Source organism: Reticulibacter mediterranei, assembly GCF_016587455.1.
In genome coordinates this window covers 6069257-6095777 of record NZ_BNJK01000001.1, presented here as the reverse complement: position 1 = coordinate 6095777, position 26521 = coordinate 6069257, and the positions used below count along the sequence as shown (strand labels likewise).

Annotated in this window: 20 protein-coding genes; 11 read left to right on the top strand and 9 right to left on the bottom strand. The window is 51.5% G+C overall.

Translation table 11 applies throughout. From position 1 onward, the window contains the following. Window positions 1-22: 22 nt before the first annotated feature. Both K3T83_RS26355 and K3T83_RS26350 read left to right on the top strand, forming a co-directional pair. Complete coding sequence (locus K3T83_RS26355) at window positions 23-1585, top strand: recombinase family protein (protein ID WP_220205905.1); 1563 nt, start codon at window positions 23-25, stop codon at window positions 1583-1585. Then, on the top strand, window positions 1537-1818 hold the full coding sequence (locus K3T83_RS26350; RefSeq protein ID WP_220205904.1) for a PaaI family thioesterase: 282 nt from the start codon (window positions 1537-1539) through the stop codon (window positions 1816-1818). Before K3T83_RS26355 ends, K3T83_RS26350 begins: the two co-directional genes overlap by 49 nt. 41 nt (window positions 1819-1859) lie before the next feature. Here the strand turns inward: K3T83_RS26350 and K3T83_RS26345 are convergent, their stop codons facing one another. Beyond that, complete coding sequence (locus K3T83_RS26345) at window positions 1860-2267, bottom strand: DUF6585 family protein (protein ID WP_220205903.1); 408 nt, start codon at window positions 2265-2267, stop codon at window positions 1860-1862. Window positions 2268-3080: 813 nt separating this feature from the next. Here K3T83_RS26345 and K3T83_RS26340 point away from each other — a divergent pair. Beyond that, entirely contained in the window at window positions 3081-3284 is a 204-nt protein-coding gene (locus K3T83_RS26340; protein ID WP_220205902.1) for a hypothetical protein, read from the top strand. Window positions 3285-3355: 71 nt separating this feature from the next. Here the strand turns inward: K3T83_RS26340 and K3T83_RS26335 are convergent, their stop codons facing one another. Continuing rightward, window positions 3356-5965, bottom strand: coding sequence for a helix-turn-helix domain-containing protein (locus tag K3T83_RS26335; RefSeq protein ID WP_220205901.1), 2610 nt, complete (start codon window positions 5963-5965; stop codon window positions 3356-3358). Window positions 5966-6333: 368 nt separating this feature from the next. Between K3T83_RS26335 and K3T83_RS26330 the strand changes: the two genes are divergently transcribed. The 5 genes from K3T83_RS26330 (at window position 6334) to K3T83_RS26310 (ending at window position 12350) form a co-directional block, all read left to right on the top strand. Next, window positions 6334-6978, top strand: a complete 645-nt coding sequence (locus K3T83_RS26330) for a hypothetical protein (protein WP_220205900.1) — start codon at window positions 6334-6336, stop codon at window positions 6976-6978. A gap of 129 nt (window positions 6979-7107) precedes the next feature. Further along, window positions 7108-7605 (top strand): hypothetical protein, encoded by a 498-nt coding sequence (locus tag K3T83_RS26325; RefSeq protein ID WP_220205899.1) that lies wholly within the window; start codon window positions 7108-7110, stop codon window positions 7603-7605. Between the two features lie 279 nt (window positions 7606-7884). Beyond that, a complete protein-coding gene (locus tag K3T83_RS26320) occupies window positions 7885-8451 on the top strand; it encodes a hypothetical protein (RefSeq protein ID WP_220205898.1) in 567 nt (188 codons plus the stop codon). Window positions 8452-8595: 144 nt separating this feature from the next. Then, window positions 8596-9678: an atrophin-1 family protein gene (locus K3T83_RS26315; RefSeq protein ID WP_220205897.1), complete on the top strand. Its 1083-nt coding sequence runs from the start codon at window positions 8596-8598 to the stop codon at window positions 9676-9678. Between the two features lie 212 nt (window positions 9679-9890). Beyond that, window positions 9891-12350, top strand: a complete 2460-nt coding sequence (locus tag K3T83_RS26310) for a DNA polymerase domain-containing protein (RefSeq protein WP_220205896.1) — start codon at window positions 9891-9893, stop codon at window positions 12348-12350. A 354-nt stretch (window positions 12351-12704) separates the two neighbouring features. Here K3T83_RS26310 and K3T83_RS26305 read toward each other — a convergent pair whose 3' ends face one another. Further along, window positions 12705-14255, bottom strand: a complete 1551-nt coding sequence (locus tag K3T83_RS26305) for a cellulose binding domain-containing protein (RefSeq protein ID WP_220205895.1) — start codon at window positions 14253-14255, stop codon at window positions 12705-12707. A 284-nt stretch (window positions 14256-14539) separates the two neighbouring features. Beyond that, on the bottom strand, window positions 14540-15049 hold the full coding sequence (locus K3T83_RS26300; protein ID WP_220205894.1) for a response regulator: 510 nt from the start codon (window positions 15047-15049) through the stop codon (window positions 14540-14542). A gap of 353 nt (window positions 15050-15402) precedes the next feature. On the opposite strand from K3T83_RS26300, the gene K3T83_RS26295 reads away from it, so the two are divergent. Next, window positions 15403-17334: a PAS domain-containing sensor histidine kinase gene (locus tag K3T83_RS26295; protein WP_220205893.1), complete on the top strand. Its 1932-nt coding sequence runs from the start codon at window positions 15403-15405 to the stop codon at window positions 17332-17334. Here the strand turns inward: K3T83_RS26295 and K3T83_RS26290 are convergent. The 4 genes from K3T83_RS26290 to K3T83_RS26275 form a co-directional block, all read right to left on the bottom strand. Further along, window positions 17288-18730 carry a hypothetical protein gene (locus tag K3T83_RS26290; RefSeq protein WP_220205892.1) on the bottom strand — a complete coding sequence of 481 codons (1443 nt, stop codon included), beginning with the start codon at window positions 18728-18730 and terminating at the stop codon, window positions 17288-17290. The genes K3T83_RS26295 and K3T83_RS26290 overlap by 47 nt on opposite strands. A gap of 123 nt (window positions 18731-18853) precedes the next feature. After that, window positions 18854-19456, bottom strand: a complete 603-nt coding sequence (locus K3T83_RS26285) for a TetR/AcrR family transcriptional regulator (RefSeq protein ID WP_220205891.1) — start codon at window positions 19454-19456, stop codon at window positions 18854-18856. Between the two features lie 96 nt (window positions 19457-19552). Then, on the bottom strand, window positions 19553-19912 hold the full coding sequence (locus K3T83_RS26280) for an SPW repeat protein (protein ID WP_220205890.1): 360 nt from the start codon (window positions 19910-19912) through the stop codon (window positions 19553-19555). A 405-nt stretch (window positions 19913-20317) separates the two neighbouring features. Next, a complete protein-coding gene (locus K3T83_RS26275; RefSeq protein ID WP_220205889.1) occupies window positions 20318-21697 on the bottom strand; it encodes a hypothetical protein in 1380 nt (459 codons plus the stop codon). A gap of 234 nt (window positions 21698-21931) precedes the next feature. On the opposite strand from K3T83_RS26275, the gene K3T83_RS26270 reads away from it, so the two are divergent. Next, window positions 21932-23047, top strand: a complete 1116-nt coding sequence (locus K3T83_RS26270; protein ID WP_220205888.1) for a glycosyltransferase family 4 protein — start codon at window positions 21932-21934, stop codon at window positions 23045-23047. A gap of 63 nt (window positions 23048-23110) precedes the next feature. Here K3T83_RS26270 and K3T83_RS26265 read toward each other — a convergent pair whose 3' ends face one another. Then, entirely contained in the window at window positions 23111-24577 is a 1467-nt protein-coding gene (locus K3T83_RS26265) for an APC family permease (protein WP_220205887.1), read from the bottom strand. A gap of 449 nt (window positions 24578-25026) precedes the next feature. Here K3T83_RS26265 and K3T83_RS26260 point away from each other — a divergent pair, with 449 nt between their 5' ends. Beyond that, window positions 25027-26517, top strand: coding sequence for an isochorismate synthase (locus tag K3T83_RS26260; protein ID WP_220205886.1), 1491 nt, complete (start codon window positions 25027-25029; stop codon window positions 26515-26517). The last annotated feature ends 4 nt before the right edge of the window (window positions 26518-26521 follow it).

The window sequence follows — 26521 nt, the reverse complement described above, 5'->3', positions numbered from 1 at the left end:
TGATTACTGCCAAAGAGTGTTTATGTTAGAAGCGGAAGAGGCGGCACGTCATCTTGATTGGATGAAACTTGTCATGGGTGGAGGCAAAGCTATAGCCAGCGGCAACGGTTACTACGATGGTAGGTTTATTGCCCCTGGATACATTGTTGACAGATCAGACCCAAAGAGAAAGAAATATATCATCTACGAGCCACATGCAAAAGTTGTCAAATGGCTATTCCACCGTTTCCTTGAACTGGATGGCAACATATGGGAACTATGTAGAGAAATCGAAAAAATGCCTTTCCTTTTCCCTAAATTTGAGGACTGGATAGATCCAAAAAATGTAAGCAAATTCGCCGCAGGGGGACATAAGAGATCATCCCTTATAAAAGAAGGCCCATATGCAGGAAATTACAAATCTACCATATACGGGGTTAGATATATTCTCTGTAACCCTGTCTATATTGGTTGGTGGCTACCAATCAACGGCGGTGTAATCGAAAACAATCATGACTCAATTATAGATGAAACACTCTTTACTTACGCCCATAAGCGGCTAAGCAATTACGACCTGAACGGGGAGAGGAGAAAACCAGAGCGGGTAACGCGCCCTGGAGAAGCAAAAGGCATCCTTAAAAAGGTACTTCACGACGACAGGAATCAACGCATGTATGCTTCATTAGGTCCACGTCACGGCGGCAAGGAATTCACCTATTATCAGAGCAATGAGAAAAGCGGTCTATCTTCAAAATTTAGATATGCTGCGGATGTGCAACTGATTGACACTGTTTTCCTTGAAAAGTTCTTAGAGCGGATTGAAGCACTCAAGAAGCTTGACGATTGGAAAGACAAACAAGAAGAAAGGCTAGCTGAAATCACGGCTGCACAAGCATACAACAAAAGCCTTATACAGAAGCAGATTAAGGATGCACAAGCACGCTGGCAAGAGATGTTTGACACGCTTCACGATCATGAAATACCCAAAACAAAGCAAATGAAAATTGAGTACGCTAACCAGATGGCGGGATTAGAGGGAAAGATAGCAGAATGGGAAAACAAGCTAGAAGCACCGGAGGATGAGGATGAGGAAGTAACATTGTATGAGATACACTCACTCCTTCCAGATATCACATCAAAGTGGGACAAGCTATCCTTTGAAGTCAGGTTACGCTTTGTTGGTGCCGTAACACGAAAAGTCGTGTTATGGCAGGTTGCACCTACCTGGTTAAAGATAGATATCCACTGGAAAGAGGCTATAGGGAATTTTATAGACACAGGCCATTTTAAGCGAAAGTATTCCAATAAAACCAGATGGACGCCGGAAGAGGAAGCTATATTGCATGAAATGTATCCTAAAGCAGATGGGGCGGAGATATTAGCAGCACTTCCTGATAGATCATGGGTTAGCATCATGCACCGTGCGGATAGATTGTATATAGATAGGGAGAGAAATACACATAATTCGATTCCTACATCAGCAAAGAATTACGGAACATTGGAAGATAAAGAATATGAAAAGGAGCATAGGTTGTCACCAAATAGTAAAAATGTGCAATGGTCACTATCGGAACCACCGTGCATGGTGGTGCGCTCGCTTCGTTGATCGATACTGCTGCGATGGTCGCCGCCTGGTCTGATGCACCCGTCCCGGACAAGATTCGCGGCTCAACGGTCAATCTGACCATCACTTATCTTGCCCCGGCCAATAAAGAGGATCTACAAGCCACCGCGCGGGTGCTGCGACGAGGGAAAAGCCTTGTCTATGTCGATATAGATGTGCAGGGTGCCTCAAGCGGTGCCGTGGCAAAGGGGCTGGCAACATATAAGATCGGCTAAATACTCAGGCCAGCTTCCATGCTCTAAAAGCTGGCCCACGATTATTTCTTCCTGGCATACTCCGCAAGTAACAACAACGTATACACATCGGGAATGACTATCACCGCGACGGAGAGACCTAGCAGCTTGAGTTCGCCATGTTTCAAGACAAACAGCATGCCGTCCTCTAGAAAAATCTTCTCAATCTCGTTCCAGGGCCGCCAGTGGCTCATTACCTTGATGCCCTGAGCATTGAGCGTTATCTTACCAAAGGAGACATCTTTACCAGCATTGAGATCTTCCTGCGCACGCTTGAGCTGGTATGGCAGAGCACCGTCTGTAATTTCTCTACCCAGATCATCCTCCGCTGGATGCCCCAGGCTCAACGTCCCGAATTTAGCTTTGAGGCCATCATCGCGCGTGATGGTATAGCTGGATGAAGGACTGCCATCGGTACTATCCGCTCCCAAAAGTTGAAGGTTTGAAAAGGTATCAGGTAAGCTACTGTTGACTGTATCAAGGGCATTACAAAAGAATAAGCGTAATTGTCTTATGCGCACTCGCCATCAACCAATCAATTTGTCTTATACCAACCCGATTTTCTCACTAGTAGCAGCCTGATCTTTATATGTTTTTAATGCAGATTAGTACTTTCCTATCAAGATGCGAAGGAAACCTGAAGGTTCTCAAAAGATCTTATACTATCCCTTTTGGTACTGAGGAAACACGGTATAAGACATCGCGATGTTACAGATCCAAACCGACTCACCCAATCAACGCTCATAACCAACCGAATATTGCCAGCAAGGTTGCCGTATTCATACGGTACACATGTCTACCGCTCCTCCTTACGCAGGAACCGCTTATCGGGAGTTGTAAGGAGACCGAATAGTGGTAGGGAGACCACTGAGAGGCGGGGGTGCAAACGCGTGGGAGGAGCGGGCAAGACATAGTGCAATGGCAGTGAGAACTCTGCTGGCAAGCGCAAAAAAGATGGATTGAAGGAAATTCAGGGAAGCTATTTTCGGGGAATAGCGCAATCGAACCAGATGAAATCCATAGTCGCTGTTAGCATGCGCCCATTTTTATCCTGTAGCTCTAGAGAGGCCAGGTCTTGTGTCTCTTCCTGGCAAGCGTACAGACGTAGCGCATGAAAACAGATAAGGGCATTACCGCCAAAATCGCAGCGAGAGACATTGTAGCGGCTCGCCCACCGCTGCGGCAGGAGGGTTTCATCTGGAGAAGTTGGAGCTGGCCTCTGAAGAAGGAAAGGAAGACACACAATGTTTAAGCACATGATTCGCTGGATCGTCGTTCTCGCCGCTCTGTTGATCTTCGCGACGGCTCTAGTACTGACACCAGTACTAACACAAACTCACGCAGCAGGTACACACTCACATACGACCCAAACCACAACTGCTACACCAACAGCGACAAGTGCTGCAACTGGCGGGATGATGACGCCTGATTATAGCTGGTCTCATTAATAAAACCATGCCGCATACATTTTGAGGAGTAACTAGAAATTTTTAGTTACTCCTCAAACTCTTCAAAAAATTTAAGCTCTCACCTCGTTCAACCATTGCCTCACCTCTGATGCTTTACGATGCCCCATCTTTTCTAAAATAGTTACACTTTTTTCCCCTAATACCCGGGCTTCATCATAATTTTCTTGAAAAGAAGATGTACGCGCTAATCCATATAAAGCAAGAGCAATTAAATCCTGACAAACTTCAGGAATAACCTTGAGCATCTCACGAAATGTCGTCTCCGCAACGCTTATATTACGTTGATCTAAATAAAAATTACCACATTCATATAATGCGTAAGCGGTCATTTGTGGAACTCCTATTTGCCTAGCCAAAGACAATCCTTCTTGCAAATGCGTCTCGGCTTGCAAATGCTCACCTTGCTTATGCATAGTCAAGCCCAGGTTAGTTAATAGCACACTCATCCATTCCCTATGTTCAATCTGTCTGGTTAATAATAATCCTTCTCTAAAATATTCTTCCGCTTTTGCATAATCACCTTGTTCAATTACCGCATCCCCTAAATTCGCTAAAAGCGCACCGATCCGTTCACGATGACCACTTTGGCGTGCGAGTATCAATCCTTCTTGATAAAAGACTTCTGCTTGTTCATACTTCCCCTGCTCTGCTGAAGCTACGCCAAGATTAATCAACAGTAGACATACCTGTTCGTGATCGCCGATTTGACGAGCAAGGTTTAATCCTTCTTGTAAATGCACTTCCGCTTGTTCATACCGCCCACTATGAGTAGCAACTGAGCCAATAACTTTCAAAATCCCACAAATTCGCTCTTCGTCTTCCATCTGACGAGCAAGGTTTAATCCTTCTTGTAAATACACTTCCGCTTGTTTCAGTTCGCCTTGCTTCCAGGTGGCCCACCCCAAATTATGCAGCAGCGCGCTAATCTGGATCTTATTCTCAACCTGTCGGGCCAGTTTCAGACCTTCCTGGAAGGTTGACTCGGCTTGCCCGAAATTTCCTTGCTGCTGGGCGATTTCACCGGAGTAGATCAGGGTGGCGATGATGTTGTCGGTATCATTGAGGGCTTTGGCGGCTTCGTGGGCGCGTTGGAGGTGCTGGGCCGCTTTGTCGTAGGAGCCGCGCGCCTGCATGTAGGGCACAAATGCGATTACCGCTCGCACCAGTTCCTCTTTCATGTCCAGCTCATAGGCATAATCAAGCGCTCTCAGGATAATGTTGCTCTCAAGGTCGAGCAGTTCGTAGTCCTTCTTATGCCCCTCCACCAGCTCGATCATGAAATTGATGAGTTGTTCATGAGGTTTTTTTTCCTGTAAATGCTGTCGGGCGTAGTCGGAGATGGTCTGGTGAATGGTGTAGCGACCAGACGCGGTGTACTCTAGCAGGCTGGAATCGACGAGCAGGTCCAGATTGTCCACGTCGCAGTCGATCACGGCAAGCGCGGCCTCCTCCGAGAAGCTGTTCGGCTTGGGCGGGAAGACGGCCAGGGAGTAGAGCGCCTGCCGCGTCTCAGATGAAAGCAACTGGTCGGTAACGGCAATGACGGAGTGGAGCGAAAGATGCATATCTCCGGGCAGGCTGGGATGCGTTTCGACCGGGCCGTGTGGCTCGCTGATATGCAAGCGCTCTTCGGCTTTGCCTAATCGTTCCAGAGCTGCCGTGATACGCCGCGTCTGACCGCTATATCCTTGCTTGCGCAGATAGTTACCCATCAGGGTCAGGGCCAGGGGCAAACCGCCCACAGCCTGCACCAGCGTTTGCGCCTTCTGCACTTCGCGCTCCACCACACCGGGAGCCAGCAACCGGAGCAGCGTCATGCTCTCCTCTTCCGACAATTCCTGCAACTCGGTCGCACCACCAACGGCGATATGTGAGGCGATATCGCGGAAACGCGTCGTGACCAGATGAGCACAGTTGGGGCCGCCCACCTTAAAGGTCAGCGCCTCCATGAGATCCCAGGCATCATCGATCACCAGCAACATGGTGCGCAAACCGATAGAGCTGCGAATCGCTTTGGCCCAATCTTCCTGACCATGCAACGCAGCCATCTCCGTCTGCGAAATGCCCAGCAGCGTTCCCCAGCGGCTCAACAGGCTGGGAATATTGGCGTTCGGTCCCAGGCCAGCCCAGAGAATACCATCGCGGAAATGTTCGCGCACATCGGGATCATGCACCAGCGCGATCGAGAGGGCCGTTTTGCCCACACCCGGCAAGCCATTGAGCGCCGTCAACGCCACATTGCCACCAGCACACAACCGCTGCTTGATCCGCGCTATATCGCCATCGCGTCCCACAAGCTGAATCGCCGGTTGCAATGGGATAGCGGGATCATACAAGGCCAGTTCGTTGAGATCGGGCAAGGGATCGGTCACCGGCAGCGTGGGAGCTACATCGACCCGCACGCTTTGAGGAGGTGTCGCAGTTGGCGCAGAGGCGGGGACAACGACGAGATCGAGTTCTGCCTCCGTCTTGCCAAACAACTTGCACAGTTTGCGGCGAAAATACGGATTGGGTTTGGTGATGCCGCGCTCCCAACGACTGACATTAACGTGAGTCGTCCCCAGTTCGTCGGCAATCTCCTGTTGCGATTTATCAAGAGCCATGCGCGCCGCTGTCAGGCCGATGCGAGGCTGTGGTTCTGAGCCGGGTATGTGTGCCACTTTATCATCCCTTTACTCAGGAAAAAAAAATGATAAATATGTCTAAAAAAATGATAACACATGATCTTACCTATGTACATGCTTATTTGACATAATCTATGTAGGAACATCGCCTGAATGAGAGACGTAGATCGCAGACTTATGAGAAGCCGACTTGTACAGGTTAAAGGCAACGTTCCAATGGAAAAGAACGCAAGAAGAACAGGCATTATCGTAAAAATACACTATAGTAGGGGTCATGGTCGAGGCCAGCGCCCGGGTCAGGCTCACATAAGAGTGGCCACACCGGGCAGGAGCGATAGAGCAGCACGAACGCGTCTGAGCATCGTCATCAAAGCGACCGAGAAGGGACGCACGGAGGATCAACAATGCAAATGAGACCGATGCCAGAAGATGGCTCCATCTTCCAGCCAGTACATTCATCCGGCGACATGCAGCGGAGTGTATCGGCAGAGAGGGGCAGCGTGGCTAGCCAGCAGCAGCGGATGGACCCGCAACGGAGCGGAGGGATGGTACGGAGGCCATTACGCACCGTGCCGCTGATACCGCTGGAGGGCGCAAGCGGTATCTCCACGCACAAGGAAAGTGCGCAAGCGGTATGGGAATATGCTGGCGAAACCGGCGGAATCGAGCCGATCGCTCCGTCCGCACCAACCTCTGCATCAGTGCTGGATGGGGCCAACGATGACTTCATCCAGCCCGAGATGCAGACCGGCGAATGGCTGCAATACAAAATGCAAGGCTATCAGCACACGGACGAGCCGGAAATTCGTCGTACACCGAATAGAAAGAGACGACCAGTACGTACCGACAGTGCTATGCAGCAGGCCGAACCTACTGCGATCATCCTGCCAACAACGACACCATTGTACAGCCCTTACGATCGTCCGCTCCCGTCGTGGGAATTGCGGCGCAAACGCGACACAATTTTTATGATGTTACTCACCCTCCTGGTGCTGGGCATACTCGGCATCATGAGTTGCAATTATCTATTGTCTTTGTATCATATCTAGGCTCATGCGCGATAAATCGCGCGACTACGAACAGAGGTTTCACTTTTATTGCGTCCCTTGTATTTATCAACGAACACATGAACGCAACCCGGTTTGTACTCATCTATCCAGCCGAGTGAGGAGATTATCATGCAAAAGGTCTATGTACGCAAAGGGAAAGCAGCCACTTGCGACCTCAAAAAAGATATAGAAATCATGCATTTCTCATTACAAGATGCTTTACCACCGGGGCATATCCTGGCCCTGAATACGAAATTCGGCACGTTATCATATCTCTCTTATGAAGGTGATCGTCTCCAAATGATGGTGCAGGAACAGTTTACCAGCACAGAGCTGAGCGTCCTGCTGCCTCTGCTGGAAATGTTCCCTTATTATTGTCCTTATGAAGTGCTCTACGCCAGTTTCTACAATGGGCGTACCAGCGATGATGTTGTGGAGCTGAGCCGCAAAAAGCTCGACAAGGCCATAGCAGATGGCAGCTGGGATCAGGAGATGCGTGCGGTCCGCGATGCTCTCTCGCGCACCCGGATCAAGCTGCGCCACTTCGGGATCGACATCTCATCGATCCTCTCTACCGGCTACATCTTGATGCTGGCCTCGACGCCAATGCCAATTGTTCGGGTGTAATCTCACAATATATAATTTCAAACGTGTGAGATACATGGGCGAGGACCAGCCATCGCCCCTGCCATATATAAACCAGATACCTTTCACCCTGACTACCTCACTCCGAGGGCGGCCACGAGACGGATTTCCGCACCAGTCCGTTTGGTGGTCGTTCCTTTTTTGTCCCTGCATACCTGTACACGCCATCCCTGAGTTTATGCTATACTGCAATAAAACATAGCAATATTACACTATTCATGAGCAGAACATATAGAAATGAAGAAAGGGCTGGATCTCTCTATGCAGCATTCCCCAGAGGATTTCACATGTCCCATCTGCAAACAAATAGACCGTGTAGAAAAGGTCAGCGCCGTATATGAGGCCGGAACATCGATCGGAGCCTATTCGGGTGGAACGGTAGGTGTGGGCATGGCCGGTGGAGTCGTCGGCGTTGGAGTGGCTCAGACTAATATGACTGGCATGTCTCAAACCAATCGCAGCCTGCGCCTGGCACCACCGCCACAGCCGCAACTGCCCCAGGGAGAAGGTTGTGGTGTTGGCCTCCTTCTTTTTCTCTGCTTTGCGGTAGGTCTGGTTGGGCTGGGAATGGCGTTAGCGGACAATAGCGAACGTCTGATAGGCGCTGCCCTCTTCACCGTGTGTACCGCAGGCTTCGTGAGCCTGCTCGTCGTCCTCGGGAGAAAATCACGCATCAAAAAGGCCGAACATGCCCAACAGATTGTACGCTGGCAACAGGCAGTCGCCAATTGGGAGCGGCTCTACTATTGTGGACGCAACGATGTTGTCTTTATCCCCGGCAATTCAGAAACATGCGTCCCGGCCTATGAACTTTATAAACTCCTGTAGAGTTACCAACGAGATTTGCAAGCAAAAACTTATTTCAGCATGCGTCTATATGTAGGGGAGCGTTCTCGCTCTCCTATATTGTCGCGTAATGCGTCAGGAGGTACTAGCTACACCAGTGCAAGTGGGCAAAGGATAAAAAAATATATGTCTACTTTCTACCCGCCAGAATCGGGAAAAAACAACCCTAATCAGCCACATCACCTGATACCGCCAGTTCCGAATGAAAATACTCCCACGCTGGCATCACTACCCTATGGACAACCACCCTCTCATTCGTCGCCCTATGGAGGACCACCAGCGCAAAATACGCCAATTCCTCCGCCTCAATATCATCGTTATCCTCCTAACGCGACGCCGCCTCCGATCTCGAACCCAAACTATGCCAATTATATACGGCCACAGCCCGGCAATTATGGAGCGCCACCACCGGCTCCACGTCCTCAGTCGCGTGCCAAACCGTTCATTATCGGTATTCTCGTGCTGATCATTCTCGGGAGCATCGCCGCGATTGCGATTCCATACGAGAAGACGCAGATCGACAATACGAACGCAACGGCCACAGTCTCTACTCAGCAGACCGGGGTAGCACGAAACGCAACGGGCACGGTGACTACACAAAATGGCCACATCACCGCAACCGCTCAAGCCAATGCACGCGCCACCGCATCGGTCGTTGCCGCCAATCCCAATCCCTATAATAACAAAGGCACCCTGGTAGTGATGGAGAAAAACCCGATTATTGAGATGGGAGAATGCCAGACCATCAACGGTACGCTCCATCTGACCAACTCACAGCAGGAGACCGCCGATTATTGCTGGGGAGGAGCGTCCTACACCGACTTTGCATACGATATCGAGTTAACAATAGTGAAAGGCGATTGTGGCGGCATCATTTTCCGCGAAGATGGGACTGAGGGTAACAAAGAGTACATGTTTAACATCTGCCAGGATGGAAAATATTCGGTGGATATCGATCAGGGAGCGGCCAGACAGTTCAGAAATCTCCTCTACGGCGCGCGAACAGCAGGCATGCACCAGGGACTTAACCAGACCAACCTCGTTGGAGTCGTCGCGCAAGGAACGAACTTCTCCCTCTATGTGAACAAACAACTGGTAACGACCTTCACGGATAGCACCTATGGCACTGGACAGATCGGCGTCGATGCCTGGGACAACGGCAACGCAACCGATATCACCTTTGCCAATCAGCGGGTCTGGAAGTTCTAGCAGAGGGGCAAGTGGACGAACCGCAAGGGTCGCGCCCTGCCATAGACGGGTCGTGCGGTCCACGCTCGCGTATGGTAGGGTGCAACCCTTGCGGTCGTCCACGGTGCAAAAATCTGAAGGACACCCCACCACACTGGAGCGCTTGCGATGAGCGCTCCTATATGGTATGATTGGAACATATGTTTCTGATGTGAAAAAGAATATCAGGTGCGATGAGAGAACACAACGAGGACGAATATCTATTTGGCTGGAACCCCACACCGGGCATCGTCTCCGTCTGGGCACAACGCGATGGCAGAGCCGTGATCTGGCGGCGGGATGGCGAACGTATCCTCTGTACCAGAGACTCGTATCGTCCCTGGATGCTAGCTACTACCTTAGATGATCTCAAGCATCTCGGGTCTATGCTGCAACCCTTCGCACCCGACACCATGCACGCCAGCGTCACCTACAAAGAACTGGACGGCCCTGGCAGATCGTATCGCTATGTGCTATTCTCACGCAATATGCGGGTGCTGGAAAGCACCGTATTGACCGGGGCATCACGACGGCTCGGGCAGCGCATCACCGCGATGAACGACCTGGATACTTACTATTCCGTTGGTCCCGTTGAGCAATATTTGATGCAGACAGGCCAGGTCTATTTCCGTGATATGAGCTACGAGAACCTCCACAGAATGCAGTTCGACCTGGAGACGACCGCCCTTGATCCTCATCGTGGACGCATTTTCCTGATTGCTGTACGCGACAATCGCGGCCTGGCAACAACTCTAGAGGCTCCTGGCCCCGAAGATGAGAAGCGCATGATTCAGGAGCTTTGCGCGTTGATCCTCAAACACGATCCCGACGTGATTGAGAATCACAATCTCTTCGGCTTCGACCTGCCCTTCTTAGAGCATCGCGCCCTGGCCGCTGGCGTCACGCTCGAAATTGGGCGTGCTGGCAGTCCCCGGAGAACGCTGGACAGTTATCAGGAAACGCTAGCTATCGGTCCCGAAGCCCGTAAACGCACCCGTTACAGCCTCGCCGGTCGCGAACTAATCGATACGCTTGATGCCGTGCGCCGCCACGATTTCGTTGTACGCGATATACCGAGCTATGGCCTCAAAGATGTGGCACGCTACTTTGGCATCGCCTCTTCACACCGCACTTATATCGAAGGCTCTGACATCTTTGAAACCTATCGGCGCGACCCCGCCCGCGTGCGCCGCTATGCCCTGGATGACGTAACAGAGGTTGATGGGCTATCGCGTCGCCTGCTCGGAGCACCCTTCGCGCTTGCAAGTATGGCTCCGCGCCGCTATGAACGACTCGCCTCAGCTGGTCCCGCGATGGGCATTCTAGAGCCGATTCTGGTTCGCAGCTACCTCCATGCCGGAGCCGCCCTGCCCTATCAAGCCGCGCAACAATCCGCAGAGGGGGGCCTGCATGAAGGGGGCATGGTGCAATTGCTCGCCTCCGGGGTCGCCGAACACGTCGCCAAAGCCGACGTTGCCTCGCTATACCCCTCGCTGATGCGCACCTTTCAGATCGGCCCATCCTGTGACCGCCTGGGCGTACTGCTATATATCCTGGGTCGCCTGACCGATCTCCGACTTCAGCACAAAGAGGCAGCTCGTGCGGCGCAACCTGGTTCTATTGAGGCAAACCATCACGCTGCGACACAGGCCGCCATGAAGATCCTGATCAACGCCGCCTATGGCTATATGGGGGCCGGTTCAATGGCGCTGTTCGCCGATGGTCGCGCAGCTGGAGAAGTAACGCGTCGTGGCCGCGCAATCCTTCAGCAGGTACTCGATGCTCTGCAACAGCGCGGCATGGCGCTGATCGAGGCTGATACCGATGGCGTCTATTTCGCCGTTCCACCCGACTGGACCGAGCAACAAGAGCGCATGCTGATCGCCGAAATCGGAGCCGAACTCCCTGCCGGGATACGCCTGGAATACGAGGGACGTTATCGCGCCATGTTGAGCCACGAGGTGAAAAACTACGCGCTGCTCTCCTATGATGGTCGGTTGATCGTGCATGGGGTGGCGTTGCGCTCAAGCCGCTCAGAACCTTTTGGTGAGCGCTTCTTGCGTAAGGCGCTGCGCAACACTATGCTCGGCAATATTGTTGATGTACGAGCCGGCTATCTTGACACGGTCGAGGCGCTGCGTAAGCGCAAGCTTCCGGCCTCCGATCTCGCCACACAGGTACGGCTCACCAAAAAGCCCGAGACCTATCATGCCGCTCGCCAGACCCATCAGGAACCAGCATATGAGGCTCTGATCAAGGCGGGTCGTACACACTGGCATCCTGGAGAGCGTGTGCGTTTCTACCGCTCAACAAAGGGCTACGTCTGGCTCCCTGACGAGACTGAAGAGGCTCCAGTCAGCGATGATTGGCGCGCTCGTGCCAACGGCGAGCGACCAGCCACAACGCCCGATGTCTCAATCCGCTATGCCGACGTTGCCAACCGCCGCGACTACGATGTCGAATACTATGTGCGCCTTCTCACAACTTCTTATGCCGCTCGCCTGCGCAAAGCCTTCGCCCCCGCAGACTTCGAGCAGTTGTTCCGTCCCGATACCCAGCTCAGCCTCTTCGATCTCGATACTCCCATCGAACACATTCAACCACGCTGGATTCGCTATCAGCAAGCTCTTGAAGCAGCGAGAGAAGACTCATAGAAAATTGAGGGCGCGAACAAGATAGCCTGCCTCCTTTTCATACATACTCTATCCACATATATTGTATATGCGGATTTGTCGGGCATATATAGAATAAAAGGAGAAATCGCTATGCCTGAAAGGAGACACATTCCCAAAAATGGAAAAACAGGAGAAACTCATCACACGTCGCGAAGCGCTTATCGCCAGCGGCATTGGCCTGGCAAGTAGTCTAGCCATACATTCAAAACGGGCAACCCTGTTGAGTTAGCCGAAGCCTCACGGAAAGCCTTGGATCACACCCACAGCAAATTCCAGTAATGAAATAGGGAACGAAGAAGCAGGTCAAACAGCCTCTTCGCTCCCATCGTCGCACTACACGACGCTACATGTTGCATTATTGAGCGTAAACAAGGTTGGCGTGGGATTGCTGCCATTCCATGTACCGTTGAAGCCAAACGCGGCTGAGCTGCCAGCTGCAATCGTCGCGTTATAACTCAAGTTTTGAATCGTCACCTGCTCCCCCGACTGTGAGACACTGGCATTCCATACCTGCGAGATCGATTGGGTCGCCGGGAACGTAAACCTCAGCGTCCAGCCATTGATCCCGCTTGAGCCAGTATTGTTGACAGTAACATTGGCGGTAAAGCCACCAGGCCACTGATTCTGCACCACATAATGCACACTACAGGCACCACCAGGCGGTGTTGATGTTGCTGTTGGCGTTGTGATCTGTGTGGGTGTCGCTGTTGGGGTCATTCCCTGTGTAGGTGTCGCGGTCGGCGTTGTTCCCCGGGTTGGCGTGGGTGTCGGCGTGGGAGTGCCGCTTCCTAGCGAGAGCAGATGGCTTTTGAAGCCTGCACCATAGTTCGTTGGCGTGCCTGTATAATCGCTGATCAGCGCTGGCGTCTGTGAACAGTTCGCATTAGTCCACGTCCAGGCCAGATAGCCAATATTGTGCTGATCGAACCAGCTCATCAATGTGCTGATAAAGCCGGAAGCGCAATCATTCTCGCCGATCTCACCGGCCAGCACCGGCACCTGCGCAGCCACCGGCGCAATTTGCGAATCCCAACAACTGCTGTTGGCACAACTATTGAAGTTGTAGATATGCACCGAGGCCACCAGATTGTTCTGAGTGTCAGTCGGCTTGTTTGCCAACCAACCACTGAGATTATTGGAATAGGCGAGGCCACCAAGCATAATAATGTTTGTGGCCCCTGTCGCTCTCACCGTATTGATCAATGTTTGCATACCTGCCACAGCAAAACCAACATCGGTGCAGGGACTGGCACTGGCACTTGTGCTACCGTTGAGCCAGCAGGTCCAACTACTGGTATATGGCTCGTTGTACAGGTCAAATATCACGGAGGAATTGCCCTTGAAAGTGTTCGCTACCGAGGTCCAAAAGGCGGGAGCGTGATCCAAATCGGGCATTGGCTCCTGGCCCGTCGCCTGATTGGTGCCAGAGTTATTCCAGTGCAGATCAAGAATAACGATCAGGTTATTCTGATTCAGCAAATTGACCCAACTAACAACATCCTGTTGATATTGTGCAACGGTTCGGCCATTGGCGGGAAAACCATTAATGCCTAACCAGCAATCCTCGTTGAGCGGAACACGCACGATGGTCACGCCCCAGGTCAACATCGCGCTAACTGACGCCTGGTCAACCGGCCCATCAAACGATGTGGGAGCATTGCTGGCCGTCTTTGTACACTGGTATTCCGTTCCCATCCGATCAACGCCATGCGGGACGATCGCGTGGTTGCTGCCATCTTCAATCTGATTGCCCACCACATGCAGCCCGCTGGGAGCAGCGGCACGCGCCGTCGCGGGCAACAGCATAACGCTCAAAGCTGCCGCACATGTCAGCAGGATCACAATCATCATGGTGAACATTTGTAGAGGTCTTTTGCGTTTCATCAGCTTCTCCTTGCTCAATGAAGTACCACGTTGCTTGAGACCTTCTCTGCTCCTGAGAATCCATTCTCACAGAATGAAGGTCTTCTCTACATTGAAAGGGGTCTGGTGTGGTTTGCTTGACACATGAAACTTCATCGTTTCATGGAATAGTTCATAGCATCATCTAGAGGCAAAGTCAACGATATCGAGTATAGAGGAGCATTACTGACAAAAATGTGATAATTTTTGCAGAATAGGAACTATCTTCAATGAAGATCAAGAAAATGCTCGTTTGTTCATTGAACTTATCGTATGCTGCGATTGTGAGCGCGTATCTCGTGCGCTTTCACTGTCTGCCGTCCCTGCACTCTGCTATGTGCTGCCGGAGTTGGGGGACGCGTCAGTTCTTGTAATAGAGCATCTACTTCTGCTTCAATACGACGATATGCGCGATAACGAGCAAGAGCCATTTCGATAGTAGGAGCGATCTCACTTTCACGTAATGGCTTAATAATATAGCTGATAACGCCTGCAAGTTTTGCACGATGGATTGAATCTTGATCGCTGAGGGCCGTTGCAAGGACAACCGGAGCAATTTGTTCTCTGATGAGGATCTCTGCTGCGCTTAGCCCGTCCATGACAGGCATCTGGATATCCATAATCACCACATCGGGCCGTTCGGTGCGCGCTCGCGTCACTGCACTGAGGCCATCTCTCACCTCACCGATGACCTGATATCCCTGCTCAGTCAGCATATCTCTCAGGTCCATACGTTGCAGGGGTTCGTCGTCCGCGATAAGAATGCGTATCGACATGACACCACCTCAATGTCCTGATCTAATCTTCACTTTCCTGTAAATTTTCAGGCACATGTAGAAGTGTAACATATCAGATCCACTAATTTAAGCCCATTCACTGCCTATTTTTGGTCCACTTTATACTCCCATCTTTCTTTTATTAAAGCGAATTACTGACTAATTGGTGTATTTTATTTTCGCTCTTACCCTGATCTTTATATTTCTTTTTCTCGATATCTATCGTATACTATAGCGAAAGGCTCCTTCCAACGAGACCATATACAAACTACCTGCGCGAATTTCTTTCTTATTACCTATTTATTTGTAGAGAACAGACCTTGTACAGCGGACAATTCAGAAGGGAACAGCACATGTCAGAGGAAACTCTGATACAAAGCGAACAGCTATTTCGCTCACTAATTGAACATAGTACCGATTCACTTCTCTTGCTCACAACCGATGGCACCATTACCTACGCCAGTCCTGCAACTGCCGATCTCGCTGGCTATACACCCAAAGAGCTGGTCGGTCTTAACAGCACAACCTTGCTTCATCCAGACGATCAACAGAAATTGAGAGAGCAACTCACCTATGCGGCGCGGCGTGTTGAGAAGCCCTTCGTCCTAGAATATCGTTTGCAGCGCAAAGACGGCAGGTGGCGCTGGATAGAGGGAACCATCACGAACTTGCTGCACCAACCCCAGGTGCGGGCCATCGTCTGCAAACAGCACGATATCAGCAAATATAAACAATCGCTTGCCTGCGAACAGGCAGCGCGGGAGGCGGCGCAAACGCAGGCGGAGCAGTTTGCAGCTATTTTTGAAGCCATGACCGATGGCGTGGCTGTTTGTGACGATCAAGGATGTATCATCCACACCAACGCCGCCTTTCGCACGCTGTTCTCGCTGGATAAAGACGCCAGCCCTGTCCTGCTGTTTCCTGATGAACGCGCAAAATGGGCGATTCCACGCGATCTGGATGGAGTGCTGCTGCCGCAGGATCAGTGGCCGCTGTTCCGCGTGCTACATGGTGAGCATCTTTCGGGTCAGGAGACCATCAGCCTGATCTGTCGCAGCAGATCGGGACAGGATCTTTTTCTTGATGTTCGAGGCACGCCGTTATGCGACACAGCAGGGCAGATTATCGGGGGCGTTGCCGTGTACCGTGATGTCACCGAGCGCCACCTGCTGGAACAGCAGTTGCAAGATTCCGAACGCAAGTTTCGCTCCATCATCGATTCCAACATCGTTGGCGTGATGGTAACGGATCAAGATGGGCACATGTATGAGGTCAATGGACGCCTGACGCGACTTCTGGGCTACAGCCGCGAGGAGTTAGTGGGAGGAACGCTACGCGTGAAGGATGTGCTGGCCCCGCAGTATCACTCTGTTCGTACGCGCTCCTGGAAAACTCTGATCACACATGGCTCATCACTCCCGGAAGAGAAGGTCTATGTCAACAAAAACGGCACTCAGATCCCGGCACTGGTGGTTGCCACTGCCATCAACCAGATGCGAGATCGTGCGCTGGTGATGATCCTTGATATTGCGGACCGCAAAGAGGCCGAGAGGCGCAAAGACGAGTTTCTCAGCATGGTCAGCCACGAACTGAGAACACCGCTAACCGGTATCCAGGGGTTTCTGGAGCTGGCCCAATTGTATGTCGAGCGTCTGGCCAAAACCTCCGCAGAGATGGGCAGGCTCTCAGGCAAGCTTAATACCATGTTGCAACAGGCACAACGGCAAACGGAGATTGAAATTCGCCTCGTTGCCGAACTGCTGGATGTGTCACGGATAGAGATGCAAAAATTTGAGGTGCATCTGCGGCCCTGTAATCTCAGCGCAATTGTGCAACAGGTGGTAGCCAATCAACAGGTCGCCTCGGCCCGCACCATTACTCTGACCTTGCCCCTTCAGCCAACCGTGCCGGTAACAGCAGACGCAGACCGTATCGAGCAAGCTTTAACCAACTACCTGACGAACGCCTTCAAGTACACCCCCTCCCACCAGACAATCCAGGTCAAGTTGACGGTCGCGGGAAACATGGCGCGAGTCTCCGTTTGCGATCAAGGACCGGGCCTGACGGTTGAGCAGCAAGAACATATCTGGGATCGCTTTTATCAAACACACCATTCTAGCTATCACAACTTGGGTGGAGGGCTGGGCCTGGGACTATATATCGTGCGAACCATCATCGCCCAGCATCAAGGACAGGTAGGAGTAGAGAGCAGTCCAGGCCAGGGAGCGACGTTCTGGTTCATGCTACCGCTTGCCGACGAGCCAGCAGCCATGTCCCCAGCGTAAGTACGAGCAGAGCTGCCAGCCACGCCAGGAAGAGCGGCTTCTGATGCGGCTGAAAGAGCGATGGGATATAGGGAGTGAAAACGATGTGCGTGACCTTTTGCACATACAGCATCGCCAGGCTCGCGCCATGCCCACCGTTAAACCCGGACTTATCGGCCCAGATATAGGCCGCGCCAATCAGAGCGGCGAAGAGGGTACACAGGGCAAAGAAACCGTTCAATACCATATTGCCTGCTCGTTGCAGCGCATAGGCCACTGGAAAGGCCAGCGTTGGCGTAAGCACCAGAATAAAGCGAGCAGGCGGCCCCCAACCACCAGCCCACGAATCGAACGAAGCCACCATAATCACATATGGCACAAAGAGCGCTAACAGCAGAAGATTCAGCGTCAAATATTTTCTCTTCAGCGTTAAGAGGATGCCGGGAAGTGCAAAGGCGAAGAGCGGAAAGTTTGTGAATAGACCAAACTCCTGGTCGAAGAAAATACCGATTATGCCAGTGAAAGGGAGCGCCTGAAAGGGCACCTTGCCCGCATTGGCCTGATTGGGAGCCGGGTTGAGCGTTCCCCAGACGGTGAGGTTGTAAAGTTCAAATAGCAAGAAAAGCGCCAGAAATGGCAGCAGATAGGCGGCGTAGCGCTTGAACTGGCCCGTGCTATTTGTGCGATTGTCGAGATAGAGGCGCACCAACAAGAAGCCAAAGAGCACCATCTCGACGAGCGCAAAACGGATGTGTATCCAGTGCAGTAACCCCAGGGCCAGCGATGCGCCAATGAGATCGCCAGTGCGCCTGATTGGTTGGCAGATGATGCGCATCACATAGATACAGATCAGCGCAGCCAGTGGCTCTACAAAAGTCAGATGTGAGTAGACATAGATGGGCGATCCCAGCGCAAAGGCCAGACTGACACCAAAGGCATAGCGTCGCTGAATCCCTATTGCCAGCAGCAAAAAATAGATGTTGAGGACCGTCAAGGCAGAGAGCAGGCAGACAAAGAAAAGCGTCCCCAGGCGTCCACCCAGCGCGAACGGGATCAGCCATAAGAAAGGACCGCCGATGCTATGCAAAGGCAATACCTGGCCGGAGGCGCTAGTAGAGATATGAGGATCAAGCCGCACGGGATAAAACGAGAGATAGTCCTGATGATTGTAGTCTTTCATCACATCAATAGAGTGATACAGCCACATTGTCTGACTGATCACGAGATAGTGCGGCTCGTCTCCCTGTGGATGCGAATGGTGGAAATAGGCATACGCCGTGAGCAGAAATGGGAGCAGGCAGAGCAACAGCAACAGCCAGGGAGCAAACCGGGCGATGCGTGGCAACTCTGCCTGACTTGTCGTAGTGGCGTCGGTAAGATCGATTGCAACTTCAGTAGACTTCTTCTCTTCTAACACGGGTGGTTCATCCTCTTCTTTGCGATTATCTGTTCAGATCGTCAAAGTATAGGACGATTCTACACGAGAAGAGGACACGCAAGAAGAGACAAATTGGCTAGAGGTACAGAAAGCTTCTCGTGTTCAAGCGTTAACAGAGAGTTGAAGGCCACCAAGCAAGATATCAACCATCTCCTCGATAAAATGAGGTGGTGCGGGTGGCTCTTCGATAATGCCAATCACAATCAGGTTATACAAAAATGTGCGCGCCCTCGCCTGGATCTGCTGTGCAGGCGAGGTGCATTTCCCCTGCAAAAGCTTCTGGATAGAGGATGCGATCAGGGCGACATGCTCTTCGCGCAAGGCGTGAAACTGCTCAGCTATTTCACGATGCGAAAGAAACTCGCGGAGCAGTATAGCAGTTAATTCTCTATGTTGCCGCAACGACTCGATGTAATGGACGGCGAGCGTCATCAAGGCGGTTCGGGGATCAGAGACCCGCAGTGTCTCAACAACAGTGCTCAATTCGATAAGAACATTGCGCTCTTTCAACACGCTGGCGAGCAACGCTTTTTTGGAGGGGAAATAATAGAAGATAAGGCCACCTGGCACTCCAGCGGCCTCGGCAATAGCTTTGGTTGTTGTAGCGTTAAAACCATGAGCAGCGAACAGCGTTTGCGCTGCATTCAAAATACGGGTGCGCGCCTCTTCTGGGGGAAGCTCTTTCGTGTTATCTATCGTCATCATACTCCATTATATATACGCAGGCATACGCAGGTGCGGAGACTACATTGTCTCCGCACCCGGCAAACAATTTTTGCTATTGTTCACGAACATTCTAGACTAGGCAGGCACCCCCACGCGCGGTGTACGCGTCTGGTACAAGGCCCAGGCATTCACGATAACAAACAGAGCGCCAATGATCCAGGCAGGCCACGCGGCTGCGCCAAGCGTCGCAAAACCAAAGATCCAGGGCGTAATGAACACCACGATCCCAAGAACCACCGAGATCCATTCAGTAACGGTCGCCGCGCTGACCATAGCCAACGCAATAAGCGCAAGAACGACACCTATGATGCCGAGAATCCAGGCATCCCAGGAACGCGTTCCATTGATTGCCGTTCCAAAGACCCAGGGCGTAATAAAGAGGATGACTCCCAGTACAAGAGAGACCCAATCCTGCCAACGAGTCCATGATTTCATAGTTTTCAGAACCTCCTTGATACTGTGTTAAACCACAAGGACTACTGTTCAATACAGCATGTTGGCGGGCAATATCCTGGCCTTCGGGTATATGTCCGTACTGTGCTTTTCAATTGTTAACGTTTTTGACTGAGTACTCAATCTACTTACCAGTATAAAATAATAAACCCCTTTTGTCAAATAAGCTGCTCTAATAAACAGGGCTTTCCAGTTCTCCGCTCAAAGGGGTGCAGGGTCTCCCTGCCGGGGTCTGGGGTGTCCCCAGTTTCCTTCCCTCCTTCGCGCGCCGCCTGCGACGGCGCGCAAAAGAGAAGAAAAAAGGTTTTTGCGGGGACACCCCGCACCCCGGCAGAGGGCTGCCGCCCTCTGCACTCCCGCTAGATGGGAGAATTGGAAAGCCCTGCTCTAATAAAAAGCCTTTGCACGACCGAGCAGATAAGTAATGGCCGTAATACCAAGTATGCCCACAATCCAAAACGCGAACAGGCTCAGTTGATCAGGGCGATACACTGATGGCACGTAGTTTGTGATGGGAAGATGAATGAGATCTTGCAAATGTAGCATCGCCAGGCTCGTCCCCTTCCCACTATTGAAGCCCAGCTTTTGCGCGCCAATATAGGCAACACCACAGGCAAAGGCAAACAGCGTACAAAGCATGAAGAAGATGTTGAGCAACCTGTTACTGGCCTGTTGCAGTGCCCAGGCGATATAAAACGCCAGAGTAGGCACCAGAACCACCAGAAAGCGCGTCGGTGGCGTCCATCCTCCCGACCAGAGGCGAAATGTGGTGAAGGTCAGCAGATAGGGAACAAATAGCAATAAGAGCAAGATATGCAGGGAGAGGTATTTCTTTTTCAATGTGAGCAAAATACCGGGTAAAGCAAAAATAAACATGGGAAAGTTGGTAAACAGGCCAAACTCCTGATCCATGAAGGTTCCGGCAAGACCCACAAACGGCAAATACTTGAAGGGAATCTGCCCCGAGTTCGCCTGATTGGGAGCAGGATTGAGCGTACCCCAGAAAATCAGATTGTAGGCTTCAAAGAGCAGAAACAGGGCAACAACTGGCAGCAGATACGCGACATAGCGCCTGATGTTGTGCAGCCCATTCTCTCGGTAGAGGCGCAAAAGCAGAAAGGCGAACAACACGACCTCGATCAGGGCAAAGCGAATATGTATCCAGGGCAACACGCCCAGCGCAATGCCACTACCAATCAAATCGCGCTGGCGCAGTTCCTGCTGGAAGAAGACCCGTACAATATAAATACAGGCAAGCATTCCAATAGGTTCTATAAAGGTCAGATGCGAAAACACATACAGCGGAGAGCCGAGCGCAAAGGCAAGGCTGACAAAAAAGGCATAGGCTGGACGTATCGCCATTTCTAGAAGGAAATAATAGATATTGAGAATCGCAACCAGCGTTAAAAGCGCGATAAAGAGGATCACGCCCAACCGACCATGCAACATAAAGGGGAGCAGCCAGATGATCGGGCCGCCAATACTATGCATTGGCAGCATCACTCCCTCAGCATTTGGCGAGACATGGGCATCAATCGGTTTAGGATAAAAAGCCAGATAATCGCCGTGTGTATAATCCTTCATGACATCAATAGAGTGATAAATTTGTAAGGTCTGGCTGATAATCAAATAGTGCGGCTCGTCTCCTTGTGGACTTGAATATTTGTAATAGACGTATGCAGTAAGAAAAAGAGGAATAGCGCAAAGAATACACAATAATAACGCACGGCGCGTATCAAATAGTTTTAAAAGCCGCTTGATCGACATGTTCCCACCTTTTAACGTTAGAGATAACAGATTTGCTCAGAGGCATCATCCCTACCTATACGACGATCATTGCCCCCAAAAGAGTACAGGTATTGCATATTATCCTCCTTGCTTTTTATTGATGAGTCTGCATTGTGGGCAGCAGAGCCGTAATAAGTTCAGAAGAGTTTTGTGTTGAAATAACATTATCCGGTCGAGAACGAAACCGGAAGTATAGAGCAAGGAGGATATTATATGAGAATTGCCCAGATCGCGCCGCCCTGGATCGCGATTCCCCCGAAAAATTACGGTGGTACGGAGTCGGTCATCTCTAATCTTGTGGAAGAATTGGTAGCAATGGGACACGAGGTTACGCTATATGCGCCTGGAGATTCGCAAACATCGGCGCAACAGATCTCATTCTTTCCCAAATCGCTGCTCGAAGAGAAAGTTCCCTGGGCGGCGCATCTAAAAGCCTTTTATCATTTGCAAAAAGCTGTTGATGACATTAAAGAAAAGTCTTTTGACATTGTACATGCACATCTCTCATCCAGTTCGGACATGTACGTGTTCCCACTGATCGCCCGGCTTGCCACGCCACATATTGCGACGCTGCACAGCCATTTCCCTTTCGATCACGTCGGCGACTGGTCTGGCGATGCCGACCGTTATTATATGGATTGGGCGGAAGATCTGCCGCTAGTAGCGATCAGCGAGCACGCATGCCGCCAGGAGTTGAAGCGTTTGCCGCTCAATATGACGGGCGTGGTCTATAACGGCATCAGCATGAAAACCTATCAGCCAACTGGCAAATCGCGCAAAGATTTCTTTATGTGGTTGGGTCGTTTCACTCCCGAGAAAGGAGCGCACCTGGCAATTGAAGCCGCAAAGCGCGCCGATGTGCCGCTCGTGCTGGCTGGAACCATTGACCGAAGCAGTAAAGACATGGCGCGGTACTATCATGAAGAGATCAAGCCGCAAGCAGACGGTAAGCAGATTCGCCTGCTCGGTCCCGCCAATATGCGTCAGAAGATCGATTATCTCAGTCGTGCGCGCGGTTTTCTTAATCCCATCGAATGGGAGGAACCGTTTGGCATGGTCATGATCGAGGCGATGGCTCTCGGCTGTCCAGTCATTTCCTTCGAGCGTGGGGCCGCATCTGAGGTGGTTGCCAACGGTGAGAGCGGTTTCCTCGTCAAGAATCTTGATGAGATGATCGAACGAATACCGCATATCGACGATCTCGACCGCAACGCAGCACGAGAGCATGTAGAGAAAATGTTTTCGGCGCGTGTCATGGCTCAAAAATATGTGGAGATTTACCAGAAGCACGGCAAGACTTCATTGAGCGATACCGTCTCACACCATTAATACAAAGCCGTTAGAAGTACAATCAAAGGACGCCAGCAGTGCTATGACATCCTTTGATTGTACTCAAGCCTGTTCAAGCTCCTCATCCAGATTATTTTCCCAGGCATACGGTTCCGCAGCAGCTCTGAGCCGCTCGGGTCGGAACATATGCAGGAGTGAGATCCAGATGATCGCGGCGGCAGCGGTCAGAAAAGCGCCATAGAGTGCTATATTGGCAGGCCAGAACGGGAAAGGCACCATACTTCCGTATAGCACAAGAAAAGGCATTACCAGCGCAACCACCAGACATCCCCAATGCCACCAGCGGGTCGCACTATGCATCAGCAAAGGAATAGCGGCAAGCGCCAGGATTAAATAGGTGGTCATCACCAGCAAAATTCCCCACGTCGCCATAATCCCAAAACCTAGCAAGGGATCGATATTCGCCGCCGTAAAGACAATGATCATCAGCAGCGCGCAACAGAGAACGCCCAGGTTGCCCAGCAGAGGAATAACCGACCAGGAGCGGAAGTGAGTGGTCCGCCCGAACACCGATGGTAAAAAACCATGTCGGGCAAGAGCAAACGTCCCTTTGGCAATGACCGATGTAAAAGCACTGACAGCTGTCAACGCGTTCAGCATTAGCGCAAACTCAATAAAGATCGTAAACCATCCCCCCACATAGCGAAGTGCCAGCGTCATTAGTGGGGTGGTATCAGTGATCCATCGGCCCACATGGTCCAGCCCAAAGCCAATAGAAGATGCATATGTGACCAGCAAATACAGAAATGCCACGCCATAGAGCGCGATCCCGGTCGCTTTCGGAATAATCTTCCGCGCATCCTTAACCTCCTCGCTGACAGCGGGCGTGGCCTCAATACCCACAAAAAGCGCCATCGCAATGAGCGTACCTTGCAGCAACGCATGTGCTGGCGTATTGAGAGGAAGTAGCGCCAGCAAGGTATTGCCAGCATCACCACCATGTATAATAATGGTCAACGATAAAAACAGGATGGGCAAGACGGCAAGCGCGGTGAACAACAGACGTACGCGCGTCACATACCCACTCCCGAAGAGATGGAAAAGAAAGACGAGCAGCGCTGCCAGACACGCAAACACCCACCAGGGAATAGTTACACCAAAAACAGGTGGCAGAAATTGCACACAGAGCAGGCCGATGAAGGCATAACCGCCAGCTGCACTCAGCACAAGTACGCCCGCAAAGTAGAGGCAGGCAGTAAAGAGCGCCAGAGAAGGTGAAATATGGCGCACATAATCGTAGACGCCACCAGCCCCCACATAACGACGCGCATAGACAGTCATGACCCAGCGCACACAGAGCATGGAGAGCGTCGCCAGGATAATTGTAAAAGGCGTCGCAACGCCGCTCGCACCCACTACAAGAGGAAGCACGACAGCAATGTTAAAGACAGGCGCAATTGCCAACGCCTGCCCTACCGCGTCCCAGAGAGAGAGGACAGGACGCCCCAGACGTGGAAGAGAAAGAGGAGTAGAGGCCGCTCCGGGCGGATGCGTTCGATCATGCTTCATAGGTTTCTCCTCCGAGCGTGGGACAGCCCCCAGAACAGTCCCACGCCCAACACTGTACATTATATGTTACAGGTACATAATAAGAGATAGATGAAATCCATCTTCTATTATACTAGAAGTGTACTCATCAATAAAATTTACAGCAGTGTAACACAAGAAATGCAGTCCTACAAGGTAGAATCGGTCCCAGGTTTATGACATCTTGCCTCATCATTTTAAGTCATCCACAAGGAGCGGTGGCAGGTTCTCGACCTGAACTAGATTCTGCGTGCTATAATACTATAGGCACTGCTTTTTGGTTTATGAATCATTGCCGCGCCGCAACGTTGCCTCATGGGGACACTTCCAGCCATTCTCAACTCTGGTCGGCGCATTATACGCCAAGCAATGCTCACGGAAAGAGGATGGTTACGTGCCATTTTCATATTGTCCGTGCTTGAGTGAGGTTTATGGATACTGTCTTTACGGGTACACCGATATCAAATAATACAACCGGAGCATGGCCAATCGCCAATGAACGCCAACAATTGCTCGCAATGCTCCGTCAGGCCACCCAACAAGCCACTCAATCTGATCATCCTGTTCTGATCAGTTTTACTCAATCCGTTGTTCCATGTCATCCCCTGCGTATCTTTCATGCTTTTAAGCTGTTAAACATAGGAGATCGCTTTTACTGGGAATTGCCGGTTGAGCAACGAACGCTCGTTGGTGTCGGTACTGCTACTATGATTGAAACAAACGGCCCGAATCGCTTCACCACCACCTCAACTGTCTGGCGTCACCTTCAGCAACACACGCTGGTCAACAATACGCAGGAAGACCTACCGGAAAACCTGCAAGGGCCAGCGCTCATAGGAGGATTTGCCTTCGACCCGGAGCATCCTCGCACTGCATTGTGGGAAGGTTTTCCTGATGGTCTGCTTGTTGTGCCCTATCTGCTCTTTCGCACTGAGGAAGAGAGCGCAACGCTCACCATCAATAAATTGATCCAGAAAGCTGATGACATTGAACAATGTGCGGCAGAAATGCATCAGCATATGCAACAATTACGTCTGACGATTGAGTCCACGTCGGAAGCACAATTGCTGGCAAACGACGACATCAATATTCAGTTTACCACGCATGACCTTTTGCCGGCCCAGACGTGGAAAGCGCTGGTTGCCAGCACCGTTGCGAAGATCCGCGCTGGCGACTATCAAAAGGTCGTGCTTGCCCGCAGCATTCAGGCAAGCAGTGAAGAGACGCCGTTTAACATTGAAATCACGCTCAGCCGTCTGCGCGTTAGCTATCCGGGGGCGTATGTCTTTGCGCTTCAACGAGGGGAACGCTACTTTGTAGGAGCGACGCCAGAGCGCCTGCTCCGTACCTCTGATGGACAGATCCAGACGATGGCTCTGGCAGGCTCGGCACCACGAGGGAATAGCGAAGAAGAAGACGAACAACTTGATCTGGAGCTATTGCAAAGCGCGAAAAATCAGGGTGAACACGCTATCGTTGTCACCATGATACGAGAAGCGCTGGCCCATTATTGCTCGCAGGTCTGGGTTTCGGACAAACCGCAGCTGCTCCGGCTCAAAAATATTCAGCACCTGCAAACTCCCATCATTGGCAAACTATTGCCCGGCAAGAGCATTCTCGATGCCATCGGCGAACTACATCCCACACCAGCCGTTGGCGGCTTCCCACGCGAAACGGCACTGGCAGAACTGCGCGAATTTGAACAGTTGGATCGCGGCTGGTATGCTGGACCAATCGGCTGGATCAACGCAAACGGCAACGGTGAATTTGCCGTCGCGCTGCGTTCTGCGCTGGTTGACGAGGCACAGGCGACGCTCTTTGCCGGAGGTGGCATTGTTGCGGACTCCCAACCCGAAAGCGAATACGCCGAGACGTGCTGGAAATTTGCCGTGATGTTACGTGGGCTTGGCGGTGGAGATTGAGGAA

Coding starts and splice junctions, on each gene's coding strand:
- K3T83_RS26355 (WP_220205905.1), top strand. CDS start 23: ATGTTAGAAGCGGAAGAGGCGGCACGTCATCTTGATTGGATGAAACTT.
- K3T83_RS26350 (WP_220205904.1), top strand. CDS start 1,537: ATGGTCACTATCGGAACCACCGTGCATGGTGGTGCGCTCGCTTCGTTG.
- K3T83_RS26340 (WP_220205902.1), top strand. CDS start 3,081: ATGTTTAAGCACATGATTCGCTGGATCGTCGTTCTCGCCGCTCTGTTG.
- K3T83_RS26330 (WP_220205900.1), top strand. CDS start 6,334: ATGCAAATGAGACCGATGCCAGAAGATGGCTCCATCTTCCAGCCAGTA.
- K3T83_RS26325 (WP_220205899.1), top strand. CDS start 7,108: ATGCAAAAGGTCTATGTACGCAAAGGGAAAGCAGCCACTTGCGACCTC.
- K3T83_RS26320 (WP_220205898.1), top strand. CDS start 7,885: ATGCAGCATTCCCCAGAGGATTTCACATGTCCCATCTGCAAACAAATA.
- K3T83_RS26315 (WP_220205897.1), top strand. CDS start 8,596: ATGTCTACTTTCTACCCGCCAGAATCGGGAAAAAACAACCCTAATCAG.
- K3T83_RS26310 (WP_220205896.1), top strand. CDS start 9,891: ATGAGAGAACACAACGAGGACGAATATCTATTTGGCTGGAACCCCACA.
- K3T83_RS26305 (WP_220205895.1), bottom strand. CDS start 14,255: ATGAAACGCAAAAGACCTCTACAAATGTTCACCATGATGATTGTGATC.
- K3T83_RS26300 (WP_220205894.1), bottom strand. CDS start 15,049: ATGTCGATACGCATTCTTATCGCGGACGACGAACCCCTGCAACGTATG.
- K3T83_RS26295 (WP_220205893.1), top strand. CDS start 15,403: ATGTCAGAGGAAACTCTGATACAAAGCGAACAGCTATTTCGCTCACTA.
- K3T83_RS26285 (WP_220205891.1), bottom strand. CDS start 19,456: ATGATGACGATAGATAACACGAAAGAGCTTCCCCCAGAAGAGGCGCGC.
- K3T83_RS26280 (WP_220205890.1), bottom strand. CDS start 19,912: ATGAAATCATGGACTCGTTGGCAGGATTGGGTCTCTCTTGTACTGGGA.
- K3T83_RS26275 (WP_220205889.1), bottom strand. CDS start 21,697: ATGTCGATCAAGCGGCTTTTAAAACTATTTGATACGCGCCGTGCGTTA.
- K3T83_RS26270 (WP_220205888.1), top strand. CDS start 21,932: ATGAGAATTGCCCAGATCGCGCCGCCCTGGATCGCGATTCCCCCGAAA.
- K3T83_RS26265 (WP_220205887.1), bottom strand. CDS start 24,577: ATGAAGCATGATCGAACGCATCCGCCCGGAGCGGCCTCTACTCCTCTT.
- K3T83_RS26260 (WP_220205886.1), top strand. CDS start 25,027: ATGGATACTGTCTTTACGGGTACACCGATATCAAATAATACAACCGGA.